We start from the raw sequence: 22,031 nt of genomic DNA, 5'->3' as shown, positions 1-22,031 counted from the left end.
AACTGGAACAGATCACTTCGAGTGGTCCGTGGATAATCCTCACCAATGGAAATTCCCGGGGGAGTTCGGAAAGATGAGTGTCTTGAGTAAATTGAAAGTGCGAACGCGTCTTTTGGTGGCCGTACTGGTGCCGGTTCTGATTACGGCTGCAACGTTGGCGTGGATCACCGCCAGTCAGATTCAGGCCAATGGGGAGGATGAGCTCAAGCGTCTGGAGAATAGCCTCCTGGAAGCGCGGAAAGCGGGTTTGCAGAACCTCATTGATGCCGCCGAGGCCGTGGTTCTGGAGGCCAAGAATGACCCGTCGATGACGGAGGAGGAAGCAAAGGCGGCGGCAGCGGCGCGCCTGCGCTCCATTCGCTTCGACGAGACGAACTATGTGTTCGCCTATACCAGGGATGTATACAACCTGGCCTATGCTCCGGACCCCTCAAAAGAAGGACCAACCAAGAACCCGGTTGTGAGGGGGTTGGTGGCTGATCTGTTTGCCGCTGCCCGCGGCGATGGCTTCTATGGCTACGACTGGATGAACCCCGCCTCGGGCAACGAAGAACCCAAGATGTCCTATTCCACGATCATTCCGGACTGGAACTGGATGATCGGAGCCGGTGTCTACATTACCGATATCGATCGGCAGGTAGCCGCTGCCCGCGAGGAGATTGAGGCGGGCATGGCGGAGGCCCTGGGCTTTATCCTTCTGGTGACGGTTGTGGTTGTCGCGATTGCCCTGGTGATCGGCGTATTCGTTGGTCGTAGCGTGACCCGGCCGCTGAAGAACGTCAGCAACATGATGCAGGAAATTGCCGATGGCGAGGGCGATCTGCGTCAGCGGCTGCCGGATGAGGGTACCGACGAGCTGGCCGAACTCGGTCGGCGTTTCAATGCCTTTGTGATCAAGATCCAGGACACCATGCGCGAAGTCGGCGCAACCACGGATCAGGTGGCCTCTGCGGCGGAAGAGCTCAGCCGGGTCGCCAATGAAACCCGGGCCTCGGTTCAGGAGCAGGGCTCCGAGACTGACCAGATTGCCTCTGCGATCAATGAAATGGCCGCGACCATCCAGCAGATTTCCGGCAATGCCAATGAGGTTGAGAGCTCAGCCTCAGACGCCGACCGCATGGCCCGCGAGGGTGGCGAAACCATCAGTAGTGCCCAGGGCGCGGTGAACAAGCTGTCCGAGGAGATCGAGGATACCGCCCAGAGCATCAACGCCCTTGCGGAAAAATCCGACGAGATTCAGCAAGTACTGGATGTCATCCACGCTGTGACTGAACAGACTAATCTGCTTGCCCTCAATGCCGCCATTGAGGCTGCCCGGGCCGGCGAGCATGGCCGTGGGTTCTCGGTGGTTGCTGATGAAGTACGCCAGCTCGCCAAGCGCAGCGCCGAGTCCGCTGATCAGATTCGTACCATGATTGACGGCTTCGTGACTGAATCCAAGGCATCGGTGGAGCGGATGAACAAATCGCGCAACCGCTCAACGGAAACGGTCGAAAGAATCAACCACGCAACCAGCGCGCTGCGAACCATCGAGACCTCGGTTGGCAAGATTCATGATCAGGTGACCCAGATCGCAACAGCCTCAGAGCAACAAAGCCAGGTGGCCGAAGAGATCAACCAGAACGTCGTGCGGATCGTTGATGCTGCCCAGCGCAGTGATACTGGCGTAACCCAGACCAACGAGGCCAGCCACGAACTGGCGCGTCTGGGTGAGAGTCTCCGGGAGCTGGTAGGGCAGTTTAAGGTCTGAGTCCCGCTCATGGTGTTCCGCACATTGGCGGAACACCATGAGCAAGCTATGATGGTGGCGCGAAAGAAATACCTGTTTTCATACCAACAATAATGGAAGCCAACACAATGAGAATCCGGAAAACACTGCTTGCGGCCGTGGCCGCTGCAGCCACTGTGTTCAGCGTGTCCTCGGTTGCCGAGGAAAACTTCACCTTGCGCCTTGCGCAAACCTGGGGGCCCAACTCTCCGGTACTGGGAGAGACGGTTCAGCATATGGCGGACATGGCGGAAACCATGTCGGATGGCCGTTTGCAGATCCGCATTGATCCGTCCAACAAGCACAAGGCGCCTTTCGGGATCTTCGATCTGGTGCGTAACGGCCAGTACGACATGGGGCACACCGCGTCCTACTACTACAAGGGCACCATCCCCAATGCCATGTACTTCACTACCATTCCGTTCGGGCTGATCGCGCCTGAAATGTACGCCTGGTTCTACCATGGCGAGGGCATGGAGCTGATGCAGAAGGTGTATGAGCCCTACGGCCTGTTGTCCTTTCCGGGTGGTAATACCGGTAACCAGATGGGTGGCTGGTTCCGCAAGGAAATCAACTCGCTGGAAGACCTAAAGGGCCTGAAGATGCGCACACCGGGTTTTGCCGGTGAAGTTATGTCCGAGCTGGGCGTTGCGGTTACCAACCTGCCGCCGGGTGAGCTGTATACCGCGCTTGAGCGTGGCACCGTGGATGCCGTTGAATGGGTCGGACCGGCCCTGGATTTCCAGATGGGCTTCCACCAGATCGCCAAGTACTACTACTCGGGCTGGCAGGAGCCGGGCGCGGAAGTCCAGTTCCTGATCAACAAGAAAACCTGGGAAAGTCTGCCTAAAGATCTCCAGGAAATTCTTCGGGTCTCCATGCGCACGGCCGCCTATGACATGTATATCCAGAGCACCCACCAGAGTGGTGTGGCCTGGGATCGGATGAAGGAAGACTATCCGGATGTCACCCATAAGGTATTCCCGCCGGAAGTGATCGATGCCCTGCGCAGCACCACCAACCGGTTGCTGGCCGAGGCCGCAGAGAAGGATCCGCTCGCCAGGGAAATCATCGAGTCCCAGCGTGATTACCTCAAGCAGGTGCGTCAGTGGACCAACATTTCGGACAAGGCCTACCTGAACAGTGTGTCTGAAGACTGAAGCCTGACAATACCTTCCAGTCTCCTGAAGGCTTGAAGGCGACGTCAGACGGAGGGGCGCCGGGGGCCGTATTCCCCGGCGCCCCTTTTTGTTTGCGTCGGTTTCTGGAAAAATAGGCCGCTCATTCTTTGGGCAGCGCCGATGAAACAGACACTGCTATCCCTGAGCAATCTTTCCAAGCAATTCGGTGGCAAAACGGTGCTCGACGGTCTGGATCTTGAGATCTACGACGGCGAGTTCATTACCCTGCTGGGGCCTTCCGGTTGCGGTAAAACCACCTTGCTGCGTCTGATGGCGGGTTTCGAGCATCCAGACGATGGCACTATCACCCTGGCGGGAGAAGATCTCACCCACACCCCTCCGGAAAACCGCCCGCTCAATACCGTATTTCAGCATTACGCACTCTTCCCCCACATGTCAGTGTTCGACAACGTGGCCTATGGTTTGAAGATGGAAAAGCGTCCGAAGGATGAGATTCGCCAGCGCGTTGATGAAGCGCTGGCCATGGTGCAGTTGCAGGATTTCGCCCGTCGCAAACCCCATCAGTTGTCCGGCGGACAGCAGCAGCGGGTCGCCATCGCCCGGGCGGTGGTCAAACGCCCACGCCTGCTACTGCTGGATGAACCGCTCTCGGCCCTCGATTACAAACTGCGCCGTACCATGCAGGTGGAGCTGAAGCGCCTGCAGCGGGAGCTTGGCATCACCTTTGTCTTTGTGACCCACGATCAGGAAGAGGCGCTGTCGATGTCGGATCGGGTGGTGGTGCTCAAGGATGGCCTCGTCCAGCAACTGGGAACGCCCCGGGAAGTCTACGAACGACCGGCCAATCTCTTCACAGCCCGGTTTGTGGGCGAGACCAACTTTTTTCCGGGCATCGTTGAGTCGGTTCAGGATGGTTCCATCACTGTGGATGTCTTCGGCCTCAAGCGAACACTGCGTCGTCCGGATTTTCCGGTGCAGGCTGAGCAGTCCTTGCATGTCCTGCTGCGACCGGAAGATATCCGGGTTCTCGACCCTGACGACGAGAACGGTGTCGCAGGCAAGATTGTCGAACGCAATTACAAGGGCAGCACCCTGGACTCGGTGATCCATCTCGCCGATGGTACCGAAGTTCTGGCCAGTGAATTTTTTGATGAAGATGACCCGGCTTTTGACTACCGGCTTGGAGAGCCCGTCAAAGTTAGCTGGGTTGATGGTTGGGAATGGCTGCTTCCAGAAGAAGCCAGCCAGACGAGCGAAGAGGAACTGCCGGCCGATGCATAGCGTTATGCAGCAGCCGTTCAAAACCGCTGTCCTGATTCTGGTCTGGGGCTGGCTACTGTTCCTGGTGCTGGCGCCGAATCTGCTGGTGGTAGGCGCCAGTGTCATGACCCGGGACCCGGTCTCGTTCCTGTCTCTGCCCCTGAATCTGGATGCCTATCGCCAGCTGTTTGACCCGCTGTATCTGGAGGTTTTCCTGCACTCCCTGTACATGGCGGCGATGACCACGCTGGTGTGTCTGCTGATTGGCTATCCGTTTGCCTGGGCCCTGTCCAAAGTGGACAAGCAGCGTCAGCTGGTCCTGATCTTCCTTTTGATCGTGCCCTTCTGGACCAACTCTCTGGTGCGCACCTACGCACTGAAGCTGATCCTCGCCACCAATGGTTTGCTGAACAGCGCCTTGATGTCGATCGGGCTTATCGATGAGCCGCTGCAGCTGCTTTACACGGAGGGCGCGGTGATCATTGGCCTGGTGTATCTACTGTTGCCGTTCATGATTCTGCCACTGTATTCGGTATTTGAAGATCTGAAGCAGGAGCTGCTGTTGGCCTCTCACGATCTGGGCGCGGGCCGGCTTTCCACCTTTGTGCACGTGATAGTTCCGCTCACATTGCCTGGTGTGCTGGCCGGCGTGATGCTGGTCTTGCTGCCGGCCATGGGCCTGTTCTTCGTTCCGGATATCCTGGGTGGTTCGAGAAATCTGCTGGTAGGTAACGTGATCAAGAACCAGTTCCTCGATGCCCGAAACTGGCCTTTCGGGGCCGCCGCCAGCATCGTGCTTACCGTGACCATGGCGTTTCTCATGTTTGCGCACCGGTTGAGTAAACGGCGAATCGGTGAGGAGGGCGCGTGATGACACGGTGGCTGCCCCGAACCTATCTCACGCTGGTCTACCTCCTGCTTTATGTCCCCATCGTGGTGCTGGTGGTGTTCTCGTTCAACGAGTCCCGCACCGGCTATGCCTGGGGTGGTCTCAGTCTGCGCTGGTACGAGTCGCTGTTTAACAACCGGGCCATGGTCAGCGCCATGTGGAATTCCCTCTGGCTGGCGCTGTCTGCGGCCACCGTGTCCACGGTGATAGGTGCCCTGACCGCCCTGGCCCTGCACCGATACCGGTTCCGGGGCAAGAAGCTGCTGAACGGCATGCTGTTTGTGGTGATGATGTCGCCGGAGATTGTCCTGGCTATCTCTCTGCTGGCCCTGTTCCTGCTGGTAGGGCTGCAGCTGGGTTACGTTTCCCTATTATTGGCCCATGTGACCTTCTGTCTGCCGTTCGTGGTGATCACGGTGATGGCCCGGTTGAGCGGTTTCGATGAGAGCCTGCCCGAAGCTGCACGGGACCTTGGCGCCTCTGATTTCACCATGACCCGGACCGTGCTGATCCCAGTGATCATGCCGGCGCTACTGGCAGGCTGGCTGCTAGGGTTTACACTGTCTCTCGATGATGTCGTGGTCAGCACTTTTGTAAGTGGCCCGAGCTATGAAATTCTGCCTCTGCGCATCTACTCCATGGTGCGTGTGGGCCTGAAACCCGAGGTGAATGCCCTGGGCACACTGTTGCTGGTGTTTTCACTGATTATGCTGATGTTGTCTCAATGGATTCTGATAAGGAGCAAACGATGAAGAAACTGGCACTTGCCGGCTTGCTGGCGGTGGGATTAACGGGGTGCAGTTCTGAGGAGCCTCAGGTGCTCAACCTTTATAACTGGTCCGAGTACATGCCTCAGGAAGTCCTCGACCGTTTCACCGAGGAAACCGGCATCCAGGTGGTCTACACCACCTACGACAGTAACGAGGCCATGTATGCCCGTTTGAAACTGCTGGATGACAGTGCGGCTTATGACCTTGCGGTGCCGTCTACCTATTACGTCAGCAAGATGCGCCAGGAAGACCTGCTGCTGCCGATCGATCGCAGCAAGATCGAGGGCTTCGATAACCTGGATCCGGAACTGGTGAACCTGGATATCGATCCGGAGAACCAATTCTCTGTGCCTTATCTCTGGGGCACCACGGGTCTGGCCGTGGATACTGCAGATATCGAAGGTGAGCCTGTTACTGCCTGGGAAGACCTGTGGGAAGATCGCTTCGATGGCCGGGTGATGCTCACCAACGACATGCGGGAAGTCTTCCACGTTGGCCTGCGGGTACTGGGCTATTCCGGCAACAGCACCAATCCGGACGAGATCGAGGCAGCCTATGAAAAGCTCGCCGAGCTGATGCCTTCGGTTCGCACCTTCAACTCCGATGCGCCCCGCATGCCTTACCTGGAAGGTGAGACCGACGTGGGCATGATCTGGAACGGCGAGGCCGTGATGGGCAAGGACACCATGGAGTCGCTTGAATATGTTTATCCGGAAGAAGGCATCATTGCCTGGCTGGACAGCTTCGTGATTCCGAAGAACGCCAAGAATCCGGAAGCGGCCCACCAGTTCATCAGTTTCGTACTGCAGCCTGAAATCTCCGCCCTGATCAGCGAGGAGATCGGCTATGCGACACCGAATCTGGCGGCGCGGGATCTGCTGCCGGACGAGGTTGCGAATAACCGTGCAAGCTATCCGACCGCCACCGACATGATCAATGCCGAGTTCCAGACCGACATCGGCGACGACGCCCTGCAGGTCTATGCCAAGTACTGGGAAATGTTGAAGTCCGGGCGTTAAACGCACCGGTATTTGATGGTATCACTGAAAACGGAGGCTGCGGCCTCCGTTTTTTGCGCCGGGTTTCACAAAACTGCAATACATGGTCTATAACTTCCTGATAACAAATGGTTAGCAAACTTCTGGAATTGCCATCAGTAAGGACACGTTATGATCATGCCCTCTCGTTCGACACGGAACCGCGCTTTTTTGCTGTCTGCAGCCCTTGCCACCGCAAGTTTTTCCGGCAGTGCCCTGGCCCAAGAGCTGCGCCTGATTACCTGGGGTGGCTACGCCCCGGATGATGTGGTCGCCCAGTTTGAGGAAGAGACCGGCATTGATGTGAAGGTGACTCTCTCCAACAATGAAGACATGATTTCCAAGCTCCGCGCCACGGGTGGGGCGGGCTTTGATCTGGCCCAGCCGAGCCAGGACCGCATTGTCGGCGTTCAGCGCCAGTTCAATATCTACAAACCCATCGATTTCAGCCAAGTAAACACGGGCCAGTTGCAGCCTTCGATGGTCAAGGCTACCCAGGATTCCACCGAGCTGGACGGCCAGTATTACGGAGTACCGTCGGTTTGGGGTACCAGTGGTCTGATCGTCCACAGTTCTGTGGCGGATATCGTTACCGATTACACCGATCTGTGTGACTCCGAAGTCGAGGGTCAGGTCAGCTACCGGCTCAAGCGGCCGACCTTGATCGGTTTTGCCTTTGCGATGGGGATGGACCCGTTTGCGGCCTACGACAACCGGGACGAGTACGAGTCGATCATGGCGAAGGTGCAGGACAAGCTGATTGACTGCAAGAGCAATGTAAAAACCTACTGGACCGGCGGCGATCAGCTGCTGGCCCTGCTGCGCACCGGTGAAGTGAAAGCCGCCATGGCATGGGATGCCGGCGGCTGGAAGCTTAACGCCGAGAACCCGGAAATCCGGTTTGTTGCCCCCGAATCCGGTGCCCTGGGCTGGATTGATACCTTTGCGATTCCTCGCCGCAGCGAAAACGAAGAAGCCGCGTACAAGTGGATCAATTTTGTGATGCAGCCGGAGATTGCGGCCCGTATCACCAATGCGTCGGGCAACTTTACTGCCTCAAAAGGCGCCGATGAGTTTGTCAAAGCCGACCTTCGGGGCGCATATCGCGAAAGCTTCGACGAAACCGCCATCAACAATATCAAGTGGTATCCGCCGGTGCCCCCGGGGCTGGAAACCATGGAAGGTCAGGTGCTGGATCGCGTTCAGGCCGCGAACTGATCCCCATGGGAATGGATTCGGACCTGTTTTGTGAGGGACTGGTTCGCCGTTTTGGCAGCAATGCCGCGGTGGACCACGTTTCCCTGGACGTGCCTGCGGGCACGTTTTTCTCCATTCTGGGCCCCTCCGGTTGCGGCAAGACTACCCTGCTGCGACTCCTGGCCGGGTTCGACAAGCCCGATGAAGGTGATATCCACATCCGTGGCCAGCGCATGAACGATGTGCCACCGAACCGTCGACCGGTGAACATGGTGTTCCAGCATCTGGCCCTGTTCCCCACCATGACGGTCGGGGACAACATCGGCTATGGGCTGAAGCGCCGGAAAATGCCACTGGCAGAGCGCCGAAAGCGCATTGCCCGGGTGTTGGAGCAGGTTGGTCTACCCGATCTTGAGCACCGCAATCCACAGGAGCTTTCCGGCGGCCAGCGACAGCGGGTGGCCCTGGCGCGCTGCCTGGTACTGGAGCCCACGCTCCTGTTGCTGGACGAACCCCTCGGCGCCCTCGACCTGAAACTCCGTGAGCAGATGAAGGTGGAGCTCAAACATCTCCAAAAGCAGTTCGGAACCACCTTCGTGTACATCACCCACGACCAGTCGGAAGCCATGGTGATGTCGGATCAGGTGGCGGTTATGCGGGACGGCCGGTTTGATCAGGTGGCGCCGCCGGAGGAGCTTTACCGGGAACCGGCCACGCCGTTTGTCGCCGGGTTCGTCGGCGATAACAATCGCCTGTCAGGAGAGCTGGTGTCCGTGCGGGATGATCTGGCAGAAATCCGTCTGGATGATGGTTTGCTGGTTCAGGGCAGGGTGGCATCGGACAACCTTCGAACCGGCCATAGGGCCGAACTGTATATACGCCCCGAATCCCTGGTGCTGTCTGGGGATGCGCTCAGTTCCGGCTTTTCATCTATGCAGGCGAAAGTACGCACCACCCTGTTCGACGGGGCCAACAGCCGGGTCGAGGCAGAGAACTGTGGGCAACCGGTTTACGCCCGCTTGCCCCAGGATGGCTCGGCACCCAGGCTGTCTGCCGACAGTTCAATCCGGCTGGCCTGGAATCCGGCCCTGGCCAGGGTCTTTGGAGTCGACAGTCTGTGAAGTCGTCGGTCAGTCGATTATCCCTCTGGTTGCTGCTCACTCCGTTCCTGCTCTGGATCGTACTGCTGGTGTTGTTGCCCCATCTCCAGATGCTCCGGGTATCGTTTCAGGTCAGGGAAAGCTGGGACACCATTGCCTGGGGCATTGAGCAGTACCAGAATTTCTTTACCGAGTCCTATTATTGGCGGACGTTTGTGCGCACCGGGTTGATGTCGCTGTTCACCACTTTTCTGACGCTGATAATCGCCTTCCCCATTGCCTGGTACATTGCCCGTCTCGCCCGGGGACGCTCAAAGGGGATCCTGTTTCTGGCTTGCCTGATTCCTTTCTGGGCCAGTGAGTTGGTGCGCACTTACGGTTGGATGATTCTGTTGCGCGAGAGTGGGCTTTTCAGTTCCTGGCTGCAGGCGCTGGGCTGGGCGGATGGCCCGGTAGAGATGCTCTACAACGATGTGGCGGTCATCATCGGGCTTGTCTACAACGGTCTTCTGTTCATGGTCGTTCCATTGGTGACCACCCTCGACGGCATGGATGAGAACCTGGTGGAAGCCGGTTACGACCTGGGTGGAGGCCACGGGACGGTTTTGCGCGAAATCGTTGTGCCCTGGGCCATGCCTGGCATTGTCTCCGGATGCATTGTCGTGTTCATGCTCACCCTTGGCAGTTACCTGACTCCGGTACTCATGGGCGGAAAGGACAGCGCCTGGTTTACCGAGCAGATCTTCACCCAGTTCATCACCCGCTTTAACTGGGAGCAGGGTGCAGCGCTTGGTGTTCTTCTGCTGGTGCTGTCGTCGCTCATCGTCTGGCTCGGGCTGAAGATCTCCGGTCAATCATTGCGCAAGGTGATGGGGTGAGGCCATGATTCGTTCGGTTCCCCGGTCCCGTTTATTCGATAGCCTCTACCTGGCTTACCTGGTGGGATTTTTCGTGTACCTGGCCTTGCCCCTGCTGGTCACCGCCGTGTTTGCCTTCAACGATGCGCCTTTTCCATCGTTACCATGGCAAGGCTTTACCCTCGACTGGTATTTCGCGGATGGTAGTGAAGGGCGCACCGGTCTTTTTCATGACGATGGCCTGCTCACAGCCCTCTGGGTTAGCGCAAAGATCGCTTTCTGGGTGACATTGGTGAGCGTCGCCCTGGGGTGTGTCAACGCCGTGTTGTTTGAGAGGATACAGTTCCAGGGTAAGGAGTTCCTGTACCTGCTTATGCTGCTGCCGCTAGTGATTCCCGGGGTTATTCTGGGGGTATCCATTCTGGTGTTCTACAGCGGTATGGCCAATGATGTTTCAGCGGCCTGGGGAATCGAGCTGGATCTTTTCCGGCCGGGTATGACCCTGGTGGTGATGGGGCAGGTGACCTTCATCGCGACCTTGAGCACCCTGGTGATCGCGGCCCGCCTGCGCAAGTTTGATCCCCAGCTGGAGGAAGCCGCTTTGAACCTGGGCGCTACGCCACTGGTGGCCTGGTTCACCGTCACCTTGCCCTGGCTCTTGCCGTCTATTTTCGGAGCGGCCGCCATGGCGTTCCTGATGTCATTTGAAAACTTCAACACCACCGTTATGCTGACAGGGAGTGATACACCGTTGACGGTGGCTTTGTTCAACCGACTACGTGAAGGGTCGACGCCCGTGCTCAATGCGGTGGCACTGCTGTTGATGGTGGGTTCTGCTCTGTTGGCGTTGCTGGTGATGGGCCGTTCTTCACGCTGACAGGATCTGCCGCACCCACGGGGAGCGAGCGAGGACCCGACAGGCAGCTGTCAGGAGGTCTCATGAAGTTCATTTTCGAAGTGCATATCCGGGAAGGTCACACCGCCGAGGAATACGCCGATGCCTGGGTAAAAGCGAGCGAAATCATCCAACAGGCGCCCGGAGCCCTGGGCACAGAGCTGCACCGCAAGATTGGCGACCCCAATACCCTGATTGCGATTGCCTCCTGGGAGAGTAAAGAGCAGCGCGATGCCATGGAGGGGCGGCACAATCCCGATGTGGCCGCCATCATTCGCAGTGCTGCGCCGTTTGTCGACATCAAACCTATTGGCGAGTTTGAGGACCCGGAATGGGTGGTGAAGCCCAAAAAAGACTGATTAGCCGGCGTAGCAGTCCTCACCTTTTCAGCGCGCTGGGCTATAATCAACTCTAATCGCCACATAACGCGGGTTCGCTTTCCTGATGCCATTGATAAGCCTGCTGCGCCTTTCAAGTGTGCTGCTCCTGGTTTTACTTATGCCCGCGCTCGCCAACGGTGCATCTCAGCCGGTAAACCAGGGTTGGGAATACCGCTGGGGTGATTCGCCCTTTACCGAAGATGGTATCCCCGAATGGGTGTTGCTGGATGCACCCGAAAAATGGAACAGCATTGGTTTCCCCTCCAACCCTCCCGGCCGCGCAGGCCGTGAAAACGTCTGGTTCCGGGTGACTTTGCCAGCAGGAGAGTGGCAGGAGCCCGTTCTTTATATCTTTAGTGTCGATCTGATCGTGCAGGTCTGGGTCGACGGCGAGAAAATCTACCAGTACGGAGAGTTCGACGCTGAGGGGCATGGCCGCTTCGAGGGCTGGCCCTGGCATGAAATCTTCCTGCCTGAGAGCTATGAGGGCAAGCCGGTTTATTTCCGTGTGTTCTCCAACTACACGGACATTGGCCTGTGGGGTGAAGTTTCCATCATGGACCACCCGGACCTTGTGTTGTATATCCTGAAGAACTCCCTCGAAGCCCTGGTGATTGCAGGCTTTGCCACGCTGATTGCGCTGTTGGCGATCGTTTTTGCATTGCTGCAGACAGAAAAGAAATCCTTTGCCAGTATCTCACTGTTTACTCTCGCCTCTGCCCTGATGCTGGTCTCGGAAAGCCAGGCCAGTCTGCTGATTGCCTATCAGCCGTTGATGTGGGATTACCTGGCTGCCGGTTCTTACTACATGCTCCCGGTGGCCATGGCACTGCTGCTCGAACAGTGGCTGACCAATCATCGCCCCTGGTTGATTAACCTGATCTGGAAAGTCCATCTGGTATATCTGGTGGGTGCGCTGCTCGGTGCTATTGCCGGCGTGTTTGATCTGTCCTCGACATTCCCGCCATTCGATGCCTTGTTTCTTGTTTCTCTGGTGATCATTTTTGCCGTGGTGCTGCGTCGTATCCGTCGGATGTTGCGGGAACAACAGATTTTGCTCCTGGCCTTCGGATTTTTCTGTGCCTTGTTGATTGTGGATATGGCGGTCGCCCACGGGGTGCTTCCCTGGGGACGGGTTCCGGTTAGCTGGGGCATGCTCCTGTTTTCCCTGGCGGTCGTGGTTATCTCTCTGTGGCACTATGCAGGAACCCAGGAGGCGCTGAAGCGGCTCAACGTGTCTCTGGAGGAAAAAGTGGCCCAACGTACCGCCAAAGCAGAGGCACTGGCCCAGCGTGAGCAGGCGCGGGTCCGGATGCTCACCTTCGAGAACGAGAAAAACAGGATTCTGGGCGACGTCCTTACCGAACTCCAGGATTGTCTGGGCCTGAAGCAGGCGTTCGGCCTGTTGATACGGGCGCTCCCGGATATCTGCAGCCCACTGAAAGGCGCTTTTTATCAAAGGGGCTCAAGCGACCGGTATGATCGCGTCGCTGTTTGGGGTTTCGGCCGCCCGGTCCCTCTGCCGGTGTTGCTGGACGCCCGCAAAGGTCTACCGGAACCCTCCAGGCTGCCGCAACTGCGACGGTGGCAGGGCGCCGAAGGGGGGGATAGAGAAGTCGAGAGTGCCACGCTTTGCTTCTGGGTGAATGTGGAGTCAGCCAGCGCGGGCAACGTAACTGAAGGCATTCTTCTGCTGGAGGGGGATGGCGTTTTCGATAACGCAGAGAGCGAGTATGGTTCGGCCCGTCTGCTAGCGGCACTGGATCAGGCCATCCAGAGAATCAGCATTACGCTGTCCAGTATCGCCCTGCGCGAAGAGTTGCAAAAGTTTTCCTACGAGGATGGACTTACTGGGCTTAAAAATCGCCGCTACTTTGATCAGCTTTTCGAGCATGAAAGCGCTGTTGCACAGCGCAACGACCTGCCGCTGTCCCTGTTGATCATCGATATCGATCACTTCAAGCAGTTCAACGATACCCACGGCCACGAAGCCGGAGATGATGCCCTGAAAATAGTTGCTGGCATCCTGCAGAAGCAGTTCCGTGAGAGTGACATTGTTTGCCGCTATGGTGGTGAAGAGTTCGTGGTGGTGATGCCGGGAGCGACATCAGAGGCCTCAACGGATAAGGCAATCCAGCTCAGCAAGGCAGTAAGTGAGGAGCCGATCATTTATCGCGAGAGAAATCTTGGCGCACTGACAGTCTCGGTGGGCGTCGCCAGTTGGCCGGAAAGCGGCGAGAAACCGTTGCAGATTCTGACCCTGGCCGACAAGGCGCTCTATCGCGCCAAAGAAGCCGGCCGTAATCGGGTCGAAATTTTTGGTTAGACGGTTAAACCACCAGAACCGGGCATTTTGCGTGTGATGCAACCCGGTGCGAAACACTGCCCAGAAACAGGCCATCCTTGTCACTGTGCGTACCCTTGGTGCCGATGACGATCAGGTCCACACCTTTTTCTTTGGCAAACTCTACAATGACTCTTGATGGTTTACCGGCTTTGACGAAGCCGCGGACGTTTTTGCCGCCGCGCTCCGCCGCCAGTTGTTTCGCGTGATTCACCACATCCTTGGCGTACTCCGAAAGCACTTTATCCGGGATGTCCATTTCGGCAGGCCGTCCGATCGACAGGGATGCCTCAAACAGGCTGTGATGCTTGTACACGCACAGCAGGTAGATCTCTGCATCCGTCAGTTCTTGTAGCTCAATAGCCTTGCTCAAGGCCTCGAAGGAGGTCATTGAACCGTCTACTGCCACCAGAATCCGTTTGAACATGTCGCTCTCCTTTGTATTCACCCTCCAGGGTGGTCAGATCACCTGAAGGCCAGGTCGCGCAGGAACAACGCTATTTGCGGGAACGCAATCAAGAGCCCGGCAGCAGCTATCAGCATGAATACGAACGGGGGCGTGCCCCGAATAACCTCCAGATAGGGGCGCTTGAATATCGCGATGGCAGTGAAGATGTCACAGCCGAACGGCGGTGTCGCCGAGCCGATGGCCACCTGTAGGGTAATGAGCACGCCGACGAGTACCGGGTCGATGCCAGAGGCTGCAATGGCTGGTGCAAAGATTGGCGTCAGAACAAGGATAACCACGATCGGGTCAACGAACATGCAGGCAATAAAGAAGGCGATACAGATGGTAATCATCACGCCAACCGGGCCCATGTCGCTGATCCCGACTGAATCCAGAATCGCCTGGGGAATCTGGGCAAAGGAAATAATCCAGGAGAAGCCGGTGCCCACGGCGACCAGGATAAACACCACTGCGGTTATCAGGCCGGTGGACTTGGCAATCCGGTAGATGTCAGCAAGCTTCAGTGATCGGAACACCACGAATTCCAGCAGGAAAGCGTAGAGCACGCAGACGGCCGCCGCCTCTGTCGGGCTGAAGATGCCACCGTAGATCCCGCCGACGATAATGACCGGGAAGAACAGCGGCCATAGGGCCGCCCGCATGGCTACGGCTCGCTGGCCCCAGGTGGACTTCTCCTCGGTGGGAAGCTTGTTGATATGGGCGTAGATCAGGCAATAGATCGAGAACATGATCAGAATCATGATGCCTGGCCCGATCCCCGCAATGAACAGTTCCGCAATGGACGTCTCGGAGATAACCCCGTAGATGATGAAACCGATGCTCGGGGGTATCAAAAAGGCAATGTCGCTGGAGTTAATGATCAGTGCCAGCGAAAACGAATCCGAATAGCCGGCTTTGAGCAGTTTCGGCCGCAGAGGCGAGCCAACAGCCACTACCGTTGCCTGGGTAGAGCCGGACACGGCACCGAAAAGGGTGCAGGAAGTGGCGGTACTGATGGCCAGACCACCTTTTACGTGGCCGATGAACGCCATGACCATGTTAATCAGCCGGTCAGCAGATTGACCGCGGGTCATGATGTCCGCCGCCAGAATAAACATCGGGACCGCAATCAGTGAGGCGGGCCGGATACCGCCCATCATCTGCTGGACGAAGGTACCCATCTGGCCGAAGCCATCAAACATCATTACAAAGCCGACCACCGCACCTGTGATCAGTGGAACCATCATCGGGAAGCCCAGCAGCAGCAACCCGATCATGATCAACATCATTATAGTTGCCATGATTTCCTATCCTTCCTTAACGTCAGCTGCAGGGTTCATACTTCCGATTCTGTATCCGCGTAGCCGTCGACCACCCCAGTAGAAAGGTACACATCCTTGCTGGTGAAGTTCTTGATGGCCGTCAGGAGGTACTGAATACCCGTGATGGCAAAACCGATCGGTACCCAGATATAAATCCACCAGATCTCAAAGCCCAGGGCGGGCAGAATACGGCCGCGGCTGTACAGGGTTTCGATGTATCCGAAGGAGTGGTAGCAAAGGAAGAACATCACCAGAGAAGTGAACAGTGCGATGATGATCATCAAAACCTTACGGCCCTTGACTGGCAATGCATCGTAGATCGCGGACATCCGGATGTGCCGGCCGTGGCGCGCTGCATAGCCGATACCCGCAAAGGTGATCAGGATAATGAGAATCCGGTTGATTTCACCAGAGAAGAAAAGGCCTTCGCCGAACACATACCTCGCAATGACATTTACACAGGTATTGATGGCCATCAGGATGACGCCAACGGCCAGCATGAACGCCTCGACCTTGGCAATGATTTCATCGATGGTCCCCAGAAATCCGGGCAGGCCAGACTCGTAGGTGCCGGTGTCGTCTTCAAGATCCGGGGAATTCTCGGACATGGGGTCTGCTCCAGAGCATGTCGCTCCCGGCCGGTAGGGAATCCCCGGCGGGGCGGGGTTAGCACAGCTGCCCGCCGGCCGGAGCCGGCGGGAGTGGTTCCTTCAGTCTTAGTTGTTCTGAACTGCTTCCAGGTCTTCCTTGAACTGGTTCAACAGCTCTTTACCGCTTTCGCCAGTCATCTCGATGAACTTCTCTTCCACCTGAGGCGCGCGCGCCTTGAAGGCTTCGATCTGTTCGTCGTTCAGACGGGTAACGGTGACTTCATCACTGGCCTTCTGGATTTTGGCCAGGGCTTCGTCAGCCAGACCGTCGATGTGCACAATGATTTCTTCAAAAGCAAAGTCAGCGGCGTCTTGCACCAGCTTCTTGTCTTCATCAGACAGGCCCTCGTAGAAATCCTGGTTGGCCATCATGGCGGTGGTGAACCAGCCGTGCTTGGTGAAGACCAGGTTTGGAGACACTTCGTACAGACCGCCGGACTCAATCCAGAAAATCGGGTTTTCCTGACCCTGGATCATGTTGGTCTGCAGCGCACCGTAGACTTCACCCCAGGGCAGTGGGGTCGGCGTTGCGCCAAAGGCAGAATAGGTCTCGGACAGAAGCGGGTTGGTCATAACCCGGATCTTCTTGTTGTTGAAGTCCTCTGGCTTGGTGACCTTCTCGTCGACGGTCACGACCATTTCTCCCTCCGGGTACATCTTGAGCAGTTCGAGGCCTTTTTCCGCATAGAGCTCCGGGAAGTCCTCGTTAATGGCATCACTGGTCCGGAAGAATTCGATGACCGTGTCCATGTCGGTGGGCATCAGATAAGGAATAAAGAAGATCTGGGCTTCGGGAATCAGGGAGCCGGTAAAGCCGGGAGACTGGTTAACGAAATTCAGGATACCAGCCTGGGTTTGTTCCATGATGTCGTCGGACTCACCCAGCTCGCCAAAGCGATAAACCTGCAGGGTGTGGTCGGAATTATCCTCGATGTATTCCTTGAACTTGTATGCAAATACATCCTGGACGTCGCCTTCGTACTCCTCGTGCGCATACCGCCAGTTTGCGGCGTTTACAGAATTCGCCATAGTCATCGCAGCGAACGCGAACGCTGAAATTCCGGCCAGTTTTTTGAACTTGCTCATGCTGCTCATCGGGTTTTCTCCGTTCGTTTTTTTACCGAAATGTATTGTTACATTAATAAAGACTGGCAAAACAAAGTGGTTTTCGCAAGAAAATGGCCAAAACAATCATTTCAGCAGAGCCGGTTTTCACCGTTTCGCAAGTTCATGAAATCACGGTCGATTCATATCTGAAAGGCAGGTTTGAAGGAATTCGCGGAACTCGCTGACGACCCGATCGAGACTGTTTTCCAGTCGGTGCCCATCAGGCAGGACCAGAATCGGAAGGCCCTGATCACGGGCCAGATCAATCACGGGCGATACTGGTACCACGTCGTCATTCCAACCATGAATGATCTGACGGTGGCCCGCCTGGATCAGCGGGCTGGATTGGGGGTACCGGGCCATCGCCAGGGCTGGTGCCAGCATGAAGCATCCCAGAACAGGCGTCTCAGAGGATGTCTGGGCGCACACCCAACCACCCATGCTCGAACCGGCAAGGATGGTGTTTTCAGGTTTGGCGTCGCATTCAGCCATTGCCTCGCGCATCTGGGCCAGCCGTGTCGCTGGATCCCGGGTGCTGCTGTGATCAATCGCGTGGGCCTGAATGCCCGGAAACGTTTCGGCCTCGGCTTTCATGGCCTGGATCTTGGTGCTGCCAGGGCCGCTTTCCAGGCCGTGGGAAAGGAAGACGTGGATCGGGGTGTCTGTCATGATGAATGTTGCTCCAGTGCTGAACGCTGCAATCATTTGAATGATGGGCAGCAGGGCCCGCTCTGTCCACCGTGCTGGCTGACCCATCTGTCAGGTTGCGGCGTATACATGAAACCTAGTTGAACAGGGAATCCGGATCCATGAAACAGGTAAAACGAGGTCTGATGATCACCGCTTTGATTGTTGGTCTATCAGGAGCGCAGGTAGCACTGGCGGACAGTTGTCCGGCGTTTCTCGATCATGAACAACGCAAGCTTCACTCAACAGACACTGTGAACCTGTGTGATCTGGCGGCTGGCAAACCCATGCTGGTCGTCAACACCGCCAGCCGCTGTGGGTACACGGGGCAGTTTGAGGGGCTCGAGGCCCTGCACAAACAATATTCGGAGAAAGGGCTGGTTGTGGTCGGCTTCGCCAGCGACGATTTCCGGCAGGAGGCAGATTCCGAAGCCGAGGCGGCCACCGTCTGTTTCAAGAACTTCGGGGTGACCTTCACCATGATCGCACCGGGAGCAGTGACCGGGGCTGAAGCCAATCCGGTGTTCCGGGCCATCAATGAGCAGAGTCAACCACCGCGCTGGAACTTCACCAAGTACGTGATTGATCGTTCCGGCATGGTCGTCGATTCCTTCCCGAGCCGGGTGCGCCCCCAGGATCCGGAGCTGATTGACGCAGTGGAGTCTGTGCTTTAGGACAATGCCACCGCGGCCTTTCTGGTTTGTGCCAGGATGTCGAGCGCATGCCTGCGCTTCTCGGGGTCGTAGATGTCCACCGTGAACATCAGCTCATCAACCTCAATGCCTGAGAGAATTTGCCTCATCTGTCTCGCGATGGTCTCGGCATTGCCCAGCAGTTGCAGTCCCAGAAAATCCTTCACACTGGCTTTCTCACCCGCGTTCCAGAGCCCGTCCATGCTGTTTACGGGCGGTTTCATCCAGAGTGGTTGTCCGCGGAACAGGGCGAGAATGCGCTGATAGCTGGTTGTAGCCAGGTACTCTGCTTCCTGCACGGAATCGGCCGGGACGGCTGGCAGGGCAAGCATGGCATAGGGTTTTTCAAGAGTCTCCGAGGGCTGGAAGTTGTCACGATAGACTCTCAGCGCTTCCCTGTAGAGCCGGGGTGCGAAATGTCCGGCGAAGGCATAGGGCAGACCGCGCATGGCGGCCAGCTGGGCGCTGTAGAGGCTCGATCCCAGCAGCCAGAGCGGCACATTGGTGCCTGCGCCGGGAATGGCCTTCACGGGCTGTCCTGGCTGCAGGGGGCCAAGCAGGGACTGAAGCCGGGCGACATCTTCCGGAAACTGTTCAGCACCCAGACCGTCGCGCCTCAAGGCCCTTGCGGTCACCGGGTCAGTGCCCGGCGCTCGGCCCAGTCCAAGATCAATCCGCCCCGGGTACAGACTCTCCAGTGTTCCGAATTGCTCGGCAATGACCAGTGGCGGGTGGTTGGGCAGCATGACACCACCGGAACCGACCCGAATAGACTCCGTTTTGCCTGCGATGTGTCCGATCAGAACAGACGTCGCGGAGCTGCTGATGCCTTCCATGTTGTGATGCTCGGCCAGCCAGAAGCGCTTGAAGCCGAGTTTCTCGGCCCGTTGGGCATAGGCCACACTGTTGGCAAGCGTGGTACCTACCGAATCGCCCTCACGGACGGAGGCCAGTTCGAGCAGCGAGTAATCAGGACAGTCAGGCATGGAGCTCCCGGGGTAAAAGTGGAATTCGAGAGATAGAAAACATGGTGTCTGCCGGCGCCTGTTTCAAGATTAGCCGCGATCGGTGCTACAGATCGATCACAATCGGCGGGTTCCGCGGTTTGAAACTGCCGTTACAGGTGCTGGCGTTAACGCACAGGCAATCGCCAATCTGTTCTTCGCCGTGGCCTTCGTGAATATGGCCAAAGATATGGAGTTTCAGGGACAGTCTGGCGATCCGCTCGGCCAGGGCCTCACAGCCAGGGCGCACGATGCCAGAGGGAGACTCGATTCTGTCGAGAATACCCGCGGGAGGCCCGTGGGTGATCAGGACATCGGTGTCTCCGGGGATGCGGGCCCAACGTTCGGCAATGGCATCGCCCCGTTCCAGATTGAATGCCCAGTTGAAGAACACTGGCGTCCAGGGGCTGCCCCAGAACTTCAGGCCGGCAAGCTCCAACGGGCTGTCCTGCAAATAATGGGCGTGGCGTACCAGTTCCCGGGCTTCTGCCGGTTCGTCCTGGAAACACCAGTCGTGGTTTCCGGCAATCAGTATCTTGTTGGCATGGGGCAGCTCCGAGAACCACTGGTCCAGATCCTCGAGTTCGTCCAGGGTGCCAACGCCGAGGGAATCGCCGGCGTGAATCAGCAGGTCGCCGTCCGGAACCTGGATCTGGCGGTGCATGCTGTGGGTGTCGGAGATGCAGACAATTCTCATGGTGTTGGCGGTTCCGGTCAGTGACATTCGCGCATTTTTGTTTTGTCTAAGATAGCATTTACCGCCCGTTCAGCCTTCATGCTTTTCGAGTAATGCCATGCGATTGATCCTCAGCCGAAAAGGATTCGATTCTTCTGCCGGCGGCTGCCCCAGCCCGGTCCTGCCGGATGGTTCCCTGTGCGTTTTGCCTATTCCTGATACCCGGTCCCGAATCCGCTATGGCGATGTTGCTTTTGACAAACGCAGGCTCGGCAAGATTGCCCGGGATCTCACCGGTGGTCGAATCCGGGGCAGTCATGGTGCCCACCTGGACCCGGATCTGGTGGCCGATGCCTACCCTCGTGAAGAGGGCTGGCGGCCTGTGTTGGGGCAGACTGGCTCGGCCCAGGGGCATTTGCGCAATCAGGGGGTAGAGCCTGGGGATCTTTTTCTGTTCTTCGGCGTTTTCCGCCACGCCGAGATGCATAACCGGCGCTGGCGGTTTGTACCCGGATCCCGGCCGTTCCATGCCATTTGGGGCTGGCTGCATATTGGCCAGATCTACATTATTGATCAGTTGGCGCCACACGCCTTGCCCTGGGCCCGATATCATCCCCATTTCCATGGGCAGCCGGACGCCGGCAACACGCTCTATGAGTCCTCTCATGGCTGTCCATTGCCAACCGGTGCGGAGGTCTTTTCAGGGAGTGGTGTATTTCCGAAGCTACGGGATGAACTGGTCTTGACGGATCCGCAAAGCCGGCTGCCCACCCGGTGGCGTCTGCCAGCCGCGTTTTATCCAGGCCAGGACCGCCCGCCCCTGAGCTATCACACCAAAGGTGACCGTTGGTCCCTGGAGCCGCCGTGGTGCTATCTGGCCTGTGCTGCCCGAGGGCAGGAGTTTGTGCTGGATCTGGACGCGTATCCTGACCTCACTGACTGGCTTGCGGAGCTGCTCAGAATTGGCCGTGACGGCCCGCGCCCTCTTTGAATTTCCGGGCGCCGGCAATGGCTTCTTCGAAAACTACCGGGTAACCACCAGCCCCCTCGGCTTCCAGAGCTTCCGGGGTATCCAGGTCCCACTGATGAAGGGCGGACGCCCTGTCTGCCCGAAGGCATCGCTGGGGAAAGCCTGCGATGGTTGCCGCCAGTTCCTGTGCCGTTTGCACCGCGGTCCCGTCTGGCACCACCCGGTTTGCAAGTCCCATCCCCAGGGCTTCCTCTGCCTTGACGGGACGCCCGGTCAGAATCATGTCCATGGCCCGGCCGTGGCCGACAATGCGGGGTAATCGAACGGTGCCGCCGTCGATCAGGGGCACGCCCCAGCGCCGGCAGAAGACGCCAAACACAGCGGACGCTTCCGCTACTCGCATGTCGCACATCAGGGCCAGCTCCAGACCACCGGCCACGGCGTAGCCGGAAACGGCGGCTATGACCGGTTTGGAAAAATACATTCGGGTGGGGCCCATGGGACCATGGCCCGTGCCGTGAGGGTCAATCCGATTCCGACGCTTTTCATCGCCGATCGCCTCCAGATCGGCTCCGGAACAGAAACTTCCCCCGGCGCCGCACAGTACCGCCACCTTGAGGGCATCGTTTTCTTCGAACTCGGTGAATGCCCGGCGCAGGGCGTCGGCCGTCGGTCCGTCAACGGCATTGCGCTTGTCAGGCCGGTTGAGGGTGATGGTGCAAACGCCATCATCAATGCTGGTCAGTACCGCTGGCTCGGTCATCGCGTTATCCTGAAGTTGATCTGTCTGGATGATAATTACCTAAGATAGTAGAACAACGGTCTCAGGGAGAGGG

22 protein-coding genes are annotated in these 22,031 nt (G+C 57.6%); 14 read left to right on the top strand and 8 right to left on the bottom strand.

The features are described 5' to 3' along the window. Positions 1 to 73 precede the first annotated feature (73 nt). The 12 genes from ACWJ62_RS06705 to ACWJ62_RS06650 all read left to right on the top strand — a co-directional run bounded on the left by ACWJ62_RS06705 (position 74) and on the right by ACWJ62_RS06650 (position 13,621). Complete coding sequence (locus ACWJ62_RS06705) at positions 74 to 1,750, top strand: methyl-accepting chemotaxis protein (RefSeq protein ID WP_449285480.1); 1,677 nt, start codon at positions 74 to 76, stop codon at positions 1,748 to 1,750. Positions 1,751 to 1,857: 107 nt separating this feature from the next. Beyond that, complete coding sequence (locus ACWJ62_RS06700) at positions 1,858 to 2,928, top strand: TRAP transporter substrate-binding protein (protein ID WP_449285479.1); 1,071 nt, start codon at positions 1,858 to 1,860, stop codon at positions 2,926 to 2,928. Between the two features lie 141 nt (positions 2,929 to 3,069). Next, on the top strand, positions 3,070 to 4,191 hold the full coding sequence (gene potA, locus ACWJ62_RS06695; RefSeq protein ID WP_449285478.1) for a spermidine/putrescine ABC transporter ATP-binding protein PotA: 1,122 nt from the start codon (positions 3,070 to 3,072) through the stop codon (positions 4,189 to 4,191). Further along, positions 4,184 to 5,041, top strand: a complete 858-nt coding sequence (gene potB, locus ACWJ62_RS06690; protein WP_449285477.1) for a spermidine/putrescine ABC transporter permease PotB — start codon at positions 4,184 to 4,186, stop codon at positions 5,039 to 5,041. Before potA ends, potB begins: the two co-directional genes overlap by 8 nt. Beyond that, positions 5,041 to 5,811, top strand: a complete 771-nt coding sequence (gene potC, locus ACWJ62_RS06685; RefSeq protein ID WP_449285476.1) for a spermidine/putrescine ABC transporter permease PotC — start codon at positions 5,041 to 5,043, stop codon at positions 5,809 to 5,811. Before potB ends, potC begins: the two co-directional genes overlap by 1 nt. Continuing rightward, a complete protein-coding gene (locus ACWJ62_RS06680; protein ID WP_449285475.1) occupies positions 5,808 to 6,848 on the top strand; it encodes an extracellular solute-binding protein in 1,041 nt (346 codons plus the stop codon). The genes potC and ACWJ62_RS06680 overlap by 4 nt, the downstream gene beginning before the upstream one ends. Before the next feature lie 156 nt (positions 6,849 to 7,004). Next, positions 7,005 to 8,084 carry an extracellular solute-binding protein gene (locus ACWJ62_RS06675; protein WP_449286149.1) on the top strand — a complete coding sequence of 360 codons (1,080 nt, stop codon included), beginning with the start codon at positions 7,005 to 7,007 and terminating at the stop codon, positions 8,082 to 8,084. A gap of 5 nt (positions 8,085 to 8,089) precedes the next feature. After that, complete coding sequence (locus tag ACWJ62_RS06670; RefSeq protein WP_449285474.1) at positions 8,090 to 9,184, top strand: ABC transporter ATP-binding protein; 1,095 nt, start codon at positions 8,090 to 8,092, stop codon at positions 9,182 to 9,184. Next, a complete protein-coding gene (locus ACWJ62_RS06665) occupies positions 9,181 to 10,041 on the top strand; it encodes an ABC transporter permease (RefSeq protein ID WP_449285473.1) in 861 nt (286 codons plus the stop codon). The genes ACWJ62_RS06670 and ACWJ62_RS06665 overlap by 4 nt, the downstream gene beginning before the upstream one ends. Before the next feature lie 4 nt (positions 10,042 to 10,045). Beyond that, positions 10,046 to 10,897 (top strand): ABC transporter permease, encoded by an 852-nt coding sequence (locus tag ACWJ62_RS06660; RefSeq protein ID WP_449285472.1) that lies wholly within the window; start codon positions 10,046 to 10,048, stop codon positions 10,895 to 10,897. A gap of 62 nt (positions 10,898 to 10,959) precedes the next feature. Then, entirely contained in the window at positions 10,960 to 11,274 is a 315-nt protein-coding gene (locus ACWJ62_RS06655; RefSeq protein WP_449285471.1) for an antibiotic biosynthesis monooxygenase family protein, read from the top strand. Positions 11,275 to 11,359: 85 nt separating this feature from the next. After that, positions 11,360 to 13,621: a diguanylate cyclase gene (locus ACWJ62_RS06650; RefSeq protein ID WP_449285470.1), complete on the top strand. Its 2,262-nt coding sequence runs from the start codon at positions 11,360 to 11,362 to the stop codon at positions 13,619 to 13,621. 4 nt (positions 13,622 to 13,625) lie between these two features. Here ACWJ62_RS06650 and ACWJ62_RS06645 read toward each other — a convergent pair whose 3' ends face one another. The 5 genes from ACWJ62_RS06645 to ACWJ62_RS06625 form a co-directional block, all read right to left on the bottom strand. Then, positions 13,626 to 14,066 carry a universal stress protein gene (locus ACWJ62_RS06645; protein ID WP_014579184.1) on the bottom strand — a complete coding sequence of 147 codons (441 nt, stop codon included), beginning with the start codon at positions 14,064 to 14,066 and terminating at the stop codon, positions 13,626 to 13,628. Between the two features lie 38 nt (positions 14,067 to 14,104). Next, positions 14,105 to 15,388 carry a TRAP transporter large permease gene (locus ACWJ62_RS06640; RefSeq protein ID WP_449285469.1) on the bottom strand — a complete coding sequence of 428 codons (1,284 nt, stop codon included), beginning with the start codon at positions 15,386 to 15,388 and terminating at the stop codon, positions 14,105 to 14,107. Positions 15,389 to 15,423: 35 nt separating this feature from the next. Next, positions 15,424 to 16,017 carry a TRAP transporter small permease gene (locus ACWJ62_RS06635; protein WP_449285468.1) on the bottom strand — a complete coding sequence of 198 codons (594 nt, stop codon included), beginning with the start codon at positions 16,015 to 16,017 and terminating at the stop codon, positions 15,424 to 15,426. Positions 16,018 to 16,125: 108 nt separating this feature from the next. Further along, positions 16,126 to 17,154: a TRAP transporter substrate-binding protein gene (locus tag ACWJ62_RS06630; RefSeq protein WP_449285467.1), complete on the bottom strand. Its 1,029-nt coding sequence runs from the start codon at positions 17,152 to 17,154 to the stop codon at positions 16,126 to 16,128. A gap of 141 nt (positions 17,155 to 17,295) precedes the next feature. After that, positions 17,296 to 17,835, bottom strand: a complete 540-nt coding sequence (locus ACWJ62_RS06625) for a YqiA/YcfP family alpha/beta fold hydrolase (RefSeq protein WP_449285466.1) — start codon at positions 17,833 to 17,835, stop codon at positions 17,296 to 17,298. A 164-nt stretch (positions 17,836 to 17,999) separates the two neighbouring features. Here ACWJ62_RS06625 and ACWJ62_RS06620 point away from each other — a divergent pair, with 164 nt between their 5' ends. After that, positions 18,000 to 18,527, top strand: coding sequence for a glutathione peroxidase (locus tag ACWJ62_RS06620; protein ID WP_449286148.1), 528 nt, complete (start codon positions 18,000 to 18,002; stop codon positions 18,525 to 18,527). Here ACWJ62_RS06620 and ACWJ62_RS06615 read toward each other — a convergent pair. After that, entirely contained in the window at positions 18,524 to 19,531 is a 1,008-nt protein-coding gene (locus ACWJ62_RS06615; RefSeq protein WP_449285465.1) for an LLM class flavin-dependent oxidoreductase, read from the bottom strand. The two genes, ACWJ62_RS06620 and ACWJ62_RS06615, sit on opposite strands and share 4 nt — an antisense overlap. A gap of 85 nt (positions 19,532 to 19,616) precedes the next feature. Further along, positions 19,617 to 20,273, bottom strand: coding sequence for a metallophosphatase domain-containing protein (locus tag ACWJ62_RS06610; RefSeq protein WP_449285464.1), 657 nt, complete (start codon positions 20,271 to 20,273; stop codon positions 19,617 to 19,619). A gap of 70 nt (positions 20,274 to 20,343) precedes the next feature. Between ACWJ62_RS06610 and ACWJ62_RS06605 the strand changes: the two genes are divergently transcribed. Further along, on the top strand, positions 20,344 to 21,216 hold the full coding sequence (locus ACWJ62_RS06605; RefSeq protein ID WP_449285463.1) for an Nmad3 family putative nucleotide modification protein: 873 nt from the start codon (positions 20,344 to 20,346) through the stop codon (positions 21,214 to 21,216). Here ACWJ62_RS06605 and ACWJ62_RS06600 read toward each other — a convergent pair. Beyond that, positions 21,182 to 21,958: a crotonase/enoyl-CoA hydratase family protein gene (locus ACWJ62_RS06600; RefSeq protein WP_449285462.1), complete on the bottom strand. Its 777-nt coding sequence runs from the start codon at positions 21,956 to 21,958 to the stop codon at positions 21,182 to 21,184. The genes ACWJ62_RS06605 and ACWJ62_RS06600 overlap by 35 nt on opposite strands. Positions 21,959 to 22,031: the final 73 nt, after the last annotated feature.

This window comes from Marinobacter sp. PE14 (assembly GCF_053566155.1).
Note: the sequence above shows the minus strand (reverse complement) of the source record. Positions and strands in the feature narration are given on the sequence as shown.

Excerpts from the sequence above, each read along its gene's own strand:
- ACWJ62_RS06655 (WP_449285471.1), top strand. The coding sequence starts at position 10,960 with ATGAAGTTCATTTTCGAAGTGCATATCCGGGAAGGTCACACCGCCGAG.
- ACWJ62_RS06605 (WP_449285463.1), top strand. The coding sequence starts at position 20,344 with ATGCGATTGATCCTCAGCCGAAAAGGATTCGATTCTTCTGCCGGCGGC.
- potA (WP_449285478.1), top strand. The coding sequence starts at position 3,070 with ATGAAACAGACACTGCTATCCCTGAGCAATCTTTCCAAGCAATTCGGT.
- ACWJ62_RS06645 (WP_014579184.1), bottom strand. The coding sequence starts at position 14,066 with ATGTTCAAACGGATTCTGGTGGCAGTAGACGGTTCAATGACCTCCTTC.
- ACWJ62_RS06660 (WP_449285472.1), top strand. The coding sequence starts at position 10,046 with ATGATTCGTTCGGTTCCCCGGTCCCGTTTATTCGATAGCCTCTACCTG.
- ACWJ62_RS06625 (WP_449285466.1), bottom strand. The coding sequence starts at position 17,835 with ATGACAGACACCCCGATCCACGTCTTCCTTTCCCACGGCCTGGAAAGC.
- ACWJ62_RS06675 (WP_449286149.1), top strand. The coding sequence starts at position 7,005 with ATGCCCTCTCGTTCGACACGGAACCGCGCTTTTTTGCTGTCTGCAGCC.
- potC (WP_449285476.1), top strand. The coding sequence starts at position 5,041 with ATGACACGGTGGCTGCCCCGAACCTATCTCACGCTGGTCTACCTCCTG.
- ACWJ62_RS06680 (WP_449285475.1), top strand. The coding sequence starts at position 5,808 with ATGAAGAAACTGGCACTTGCCGGCTTGCTGGCGGTGGGATTAACGGGG.
- ACWJ62_RS06640 (WP_449285469.1), bottom strand. The coding sequence starts at position 15,388 with ATGGCAACTATAATGATGTTGATCATGATCGGGTTGCTGCTGCTGGGC.
- ACWJ62_RS06700 (WP_449285479.1), top strand. The coding sequence starts at position 1,858 with ATGAGAATCCGGAAAACACTGCTTGCGGCCGTGGCCGCTGCAGCCACT.
- ACWJ62_RS06620 (WP_449286148.1), top strand. The coding sequence starts at position 18,000 with ATGATCACCGCTTTGATTGTTGGTCTATCAGGAGCGCAGGTAGCACTG.
- ACWJ62_RS06670 (WP_449285474.1), top strand. The coding sequence starts at position 8,090 with ATGGGAATGGATTCGGACCTGTTTTGTGAGGGACTGGTTCGCCGTTTT.
- ACWJ62_RS06635 (WP_449285468.1), bottom strand. The coding sequence starts at position 16,017 with ATGTCCGAGAATTCCCCGGATCTTGAAGACGACACCGGCACCTACGAG.
- ACWJ62_RS06650 (WP_449285470.1), top strand. The coding sequence starts at position 11,360 with ATGCCATTGATAAGCCTGCTGCGCCTTTCAAGTGTGCTGCTCCTGGTT.
- ACWJ62_RS06705 (WP_449285480.1), top strand. The coding sequence starts at position 74 with ATGAGTGTCTTGAGTAAATTGAAAGTGCGAACGCGTCTTTTGGTGGCC.
- ACWJ62_RS06610 (WP_449285464.1), bottom strand. The coding sequence starts at position 20,273 with ATGTCACTGACCGGAACCGCCAACACCATGAGAATTGTCTGCATCTCC.
- ACWJ62_RS06615 (WP_449285465.1), bottom strand. The coding sequence starts at position 19,531 with ATGCCTGACTGTCCTGATTACTCGCTGCTCGAACTGGCCTCCGTCCGT.
- ACWJ62_RS06630 (WP_449285467.1), bottom strand. The coding sequence starts at position 17,154 with ATGAGCAGCATGAGCAAGTTCAAAAAACTGGCCGGAATTTCAGCGTTC.
- ACWJ62_RS06600 (WP_449285462.1), bottom strand. The coding sequence starts at position 21,958 with ATGACCGAGCCAGCGGTACTGACCAGCATTGATGATGGCGTTTGCACC.
- potB (WP_449285477.1), top strand. The coding sequence starts at position 4,184 with ATGCATAGCGTTATGCAGCAGCCGTTCAAAACCGCTGTCCTGATTCTG.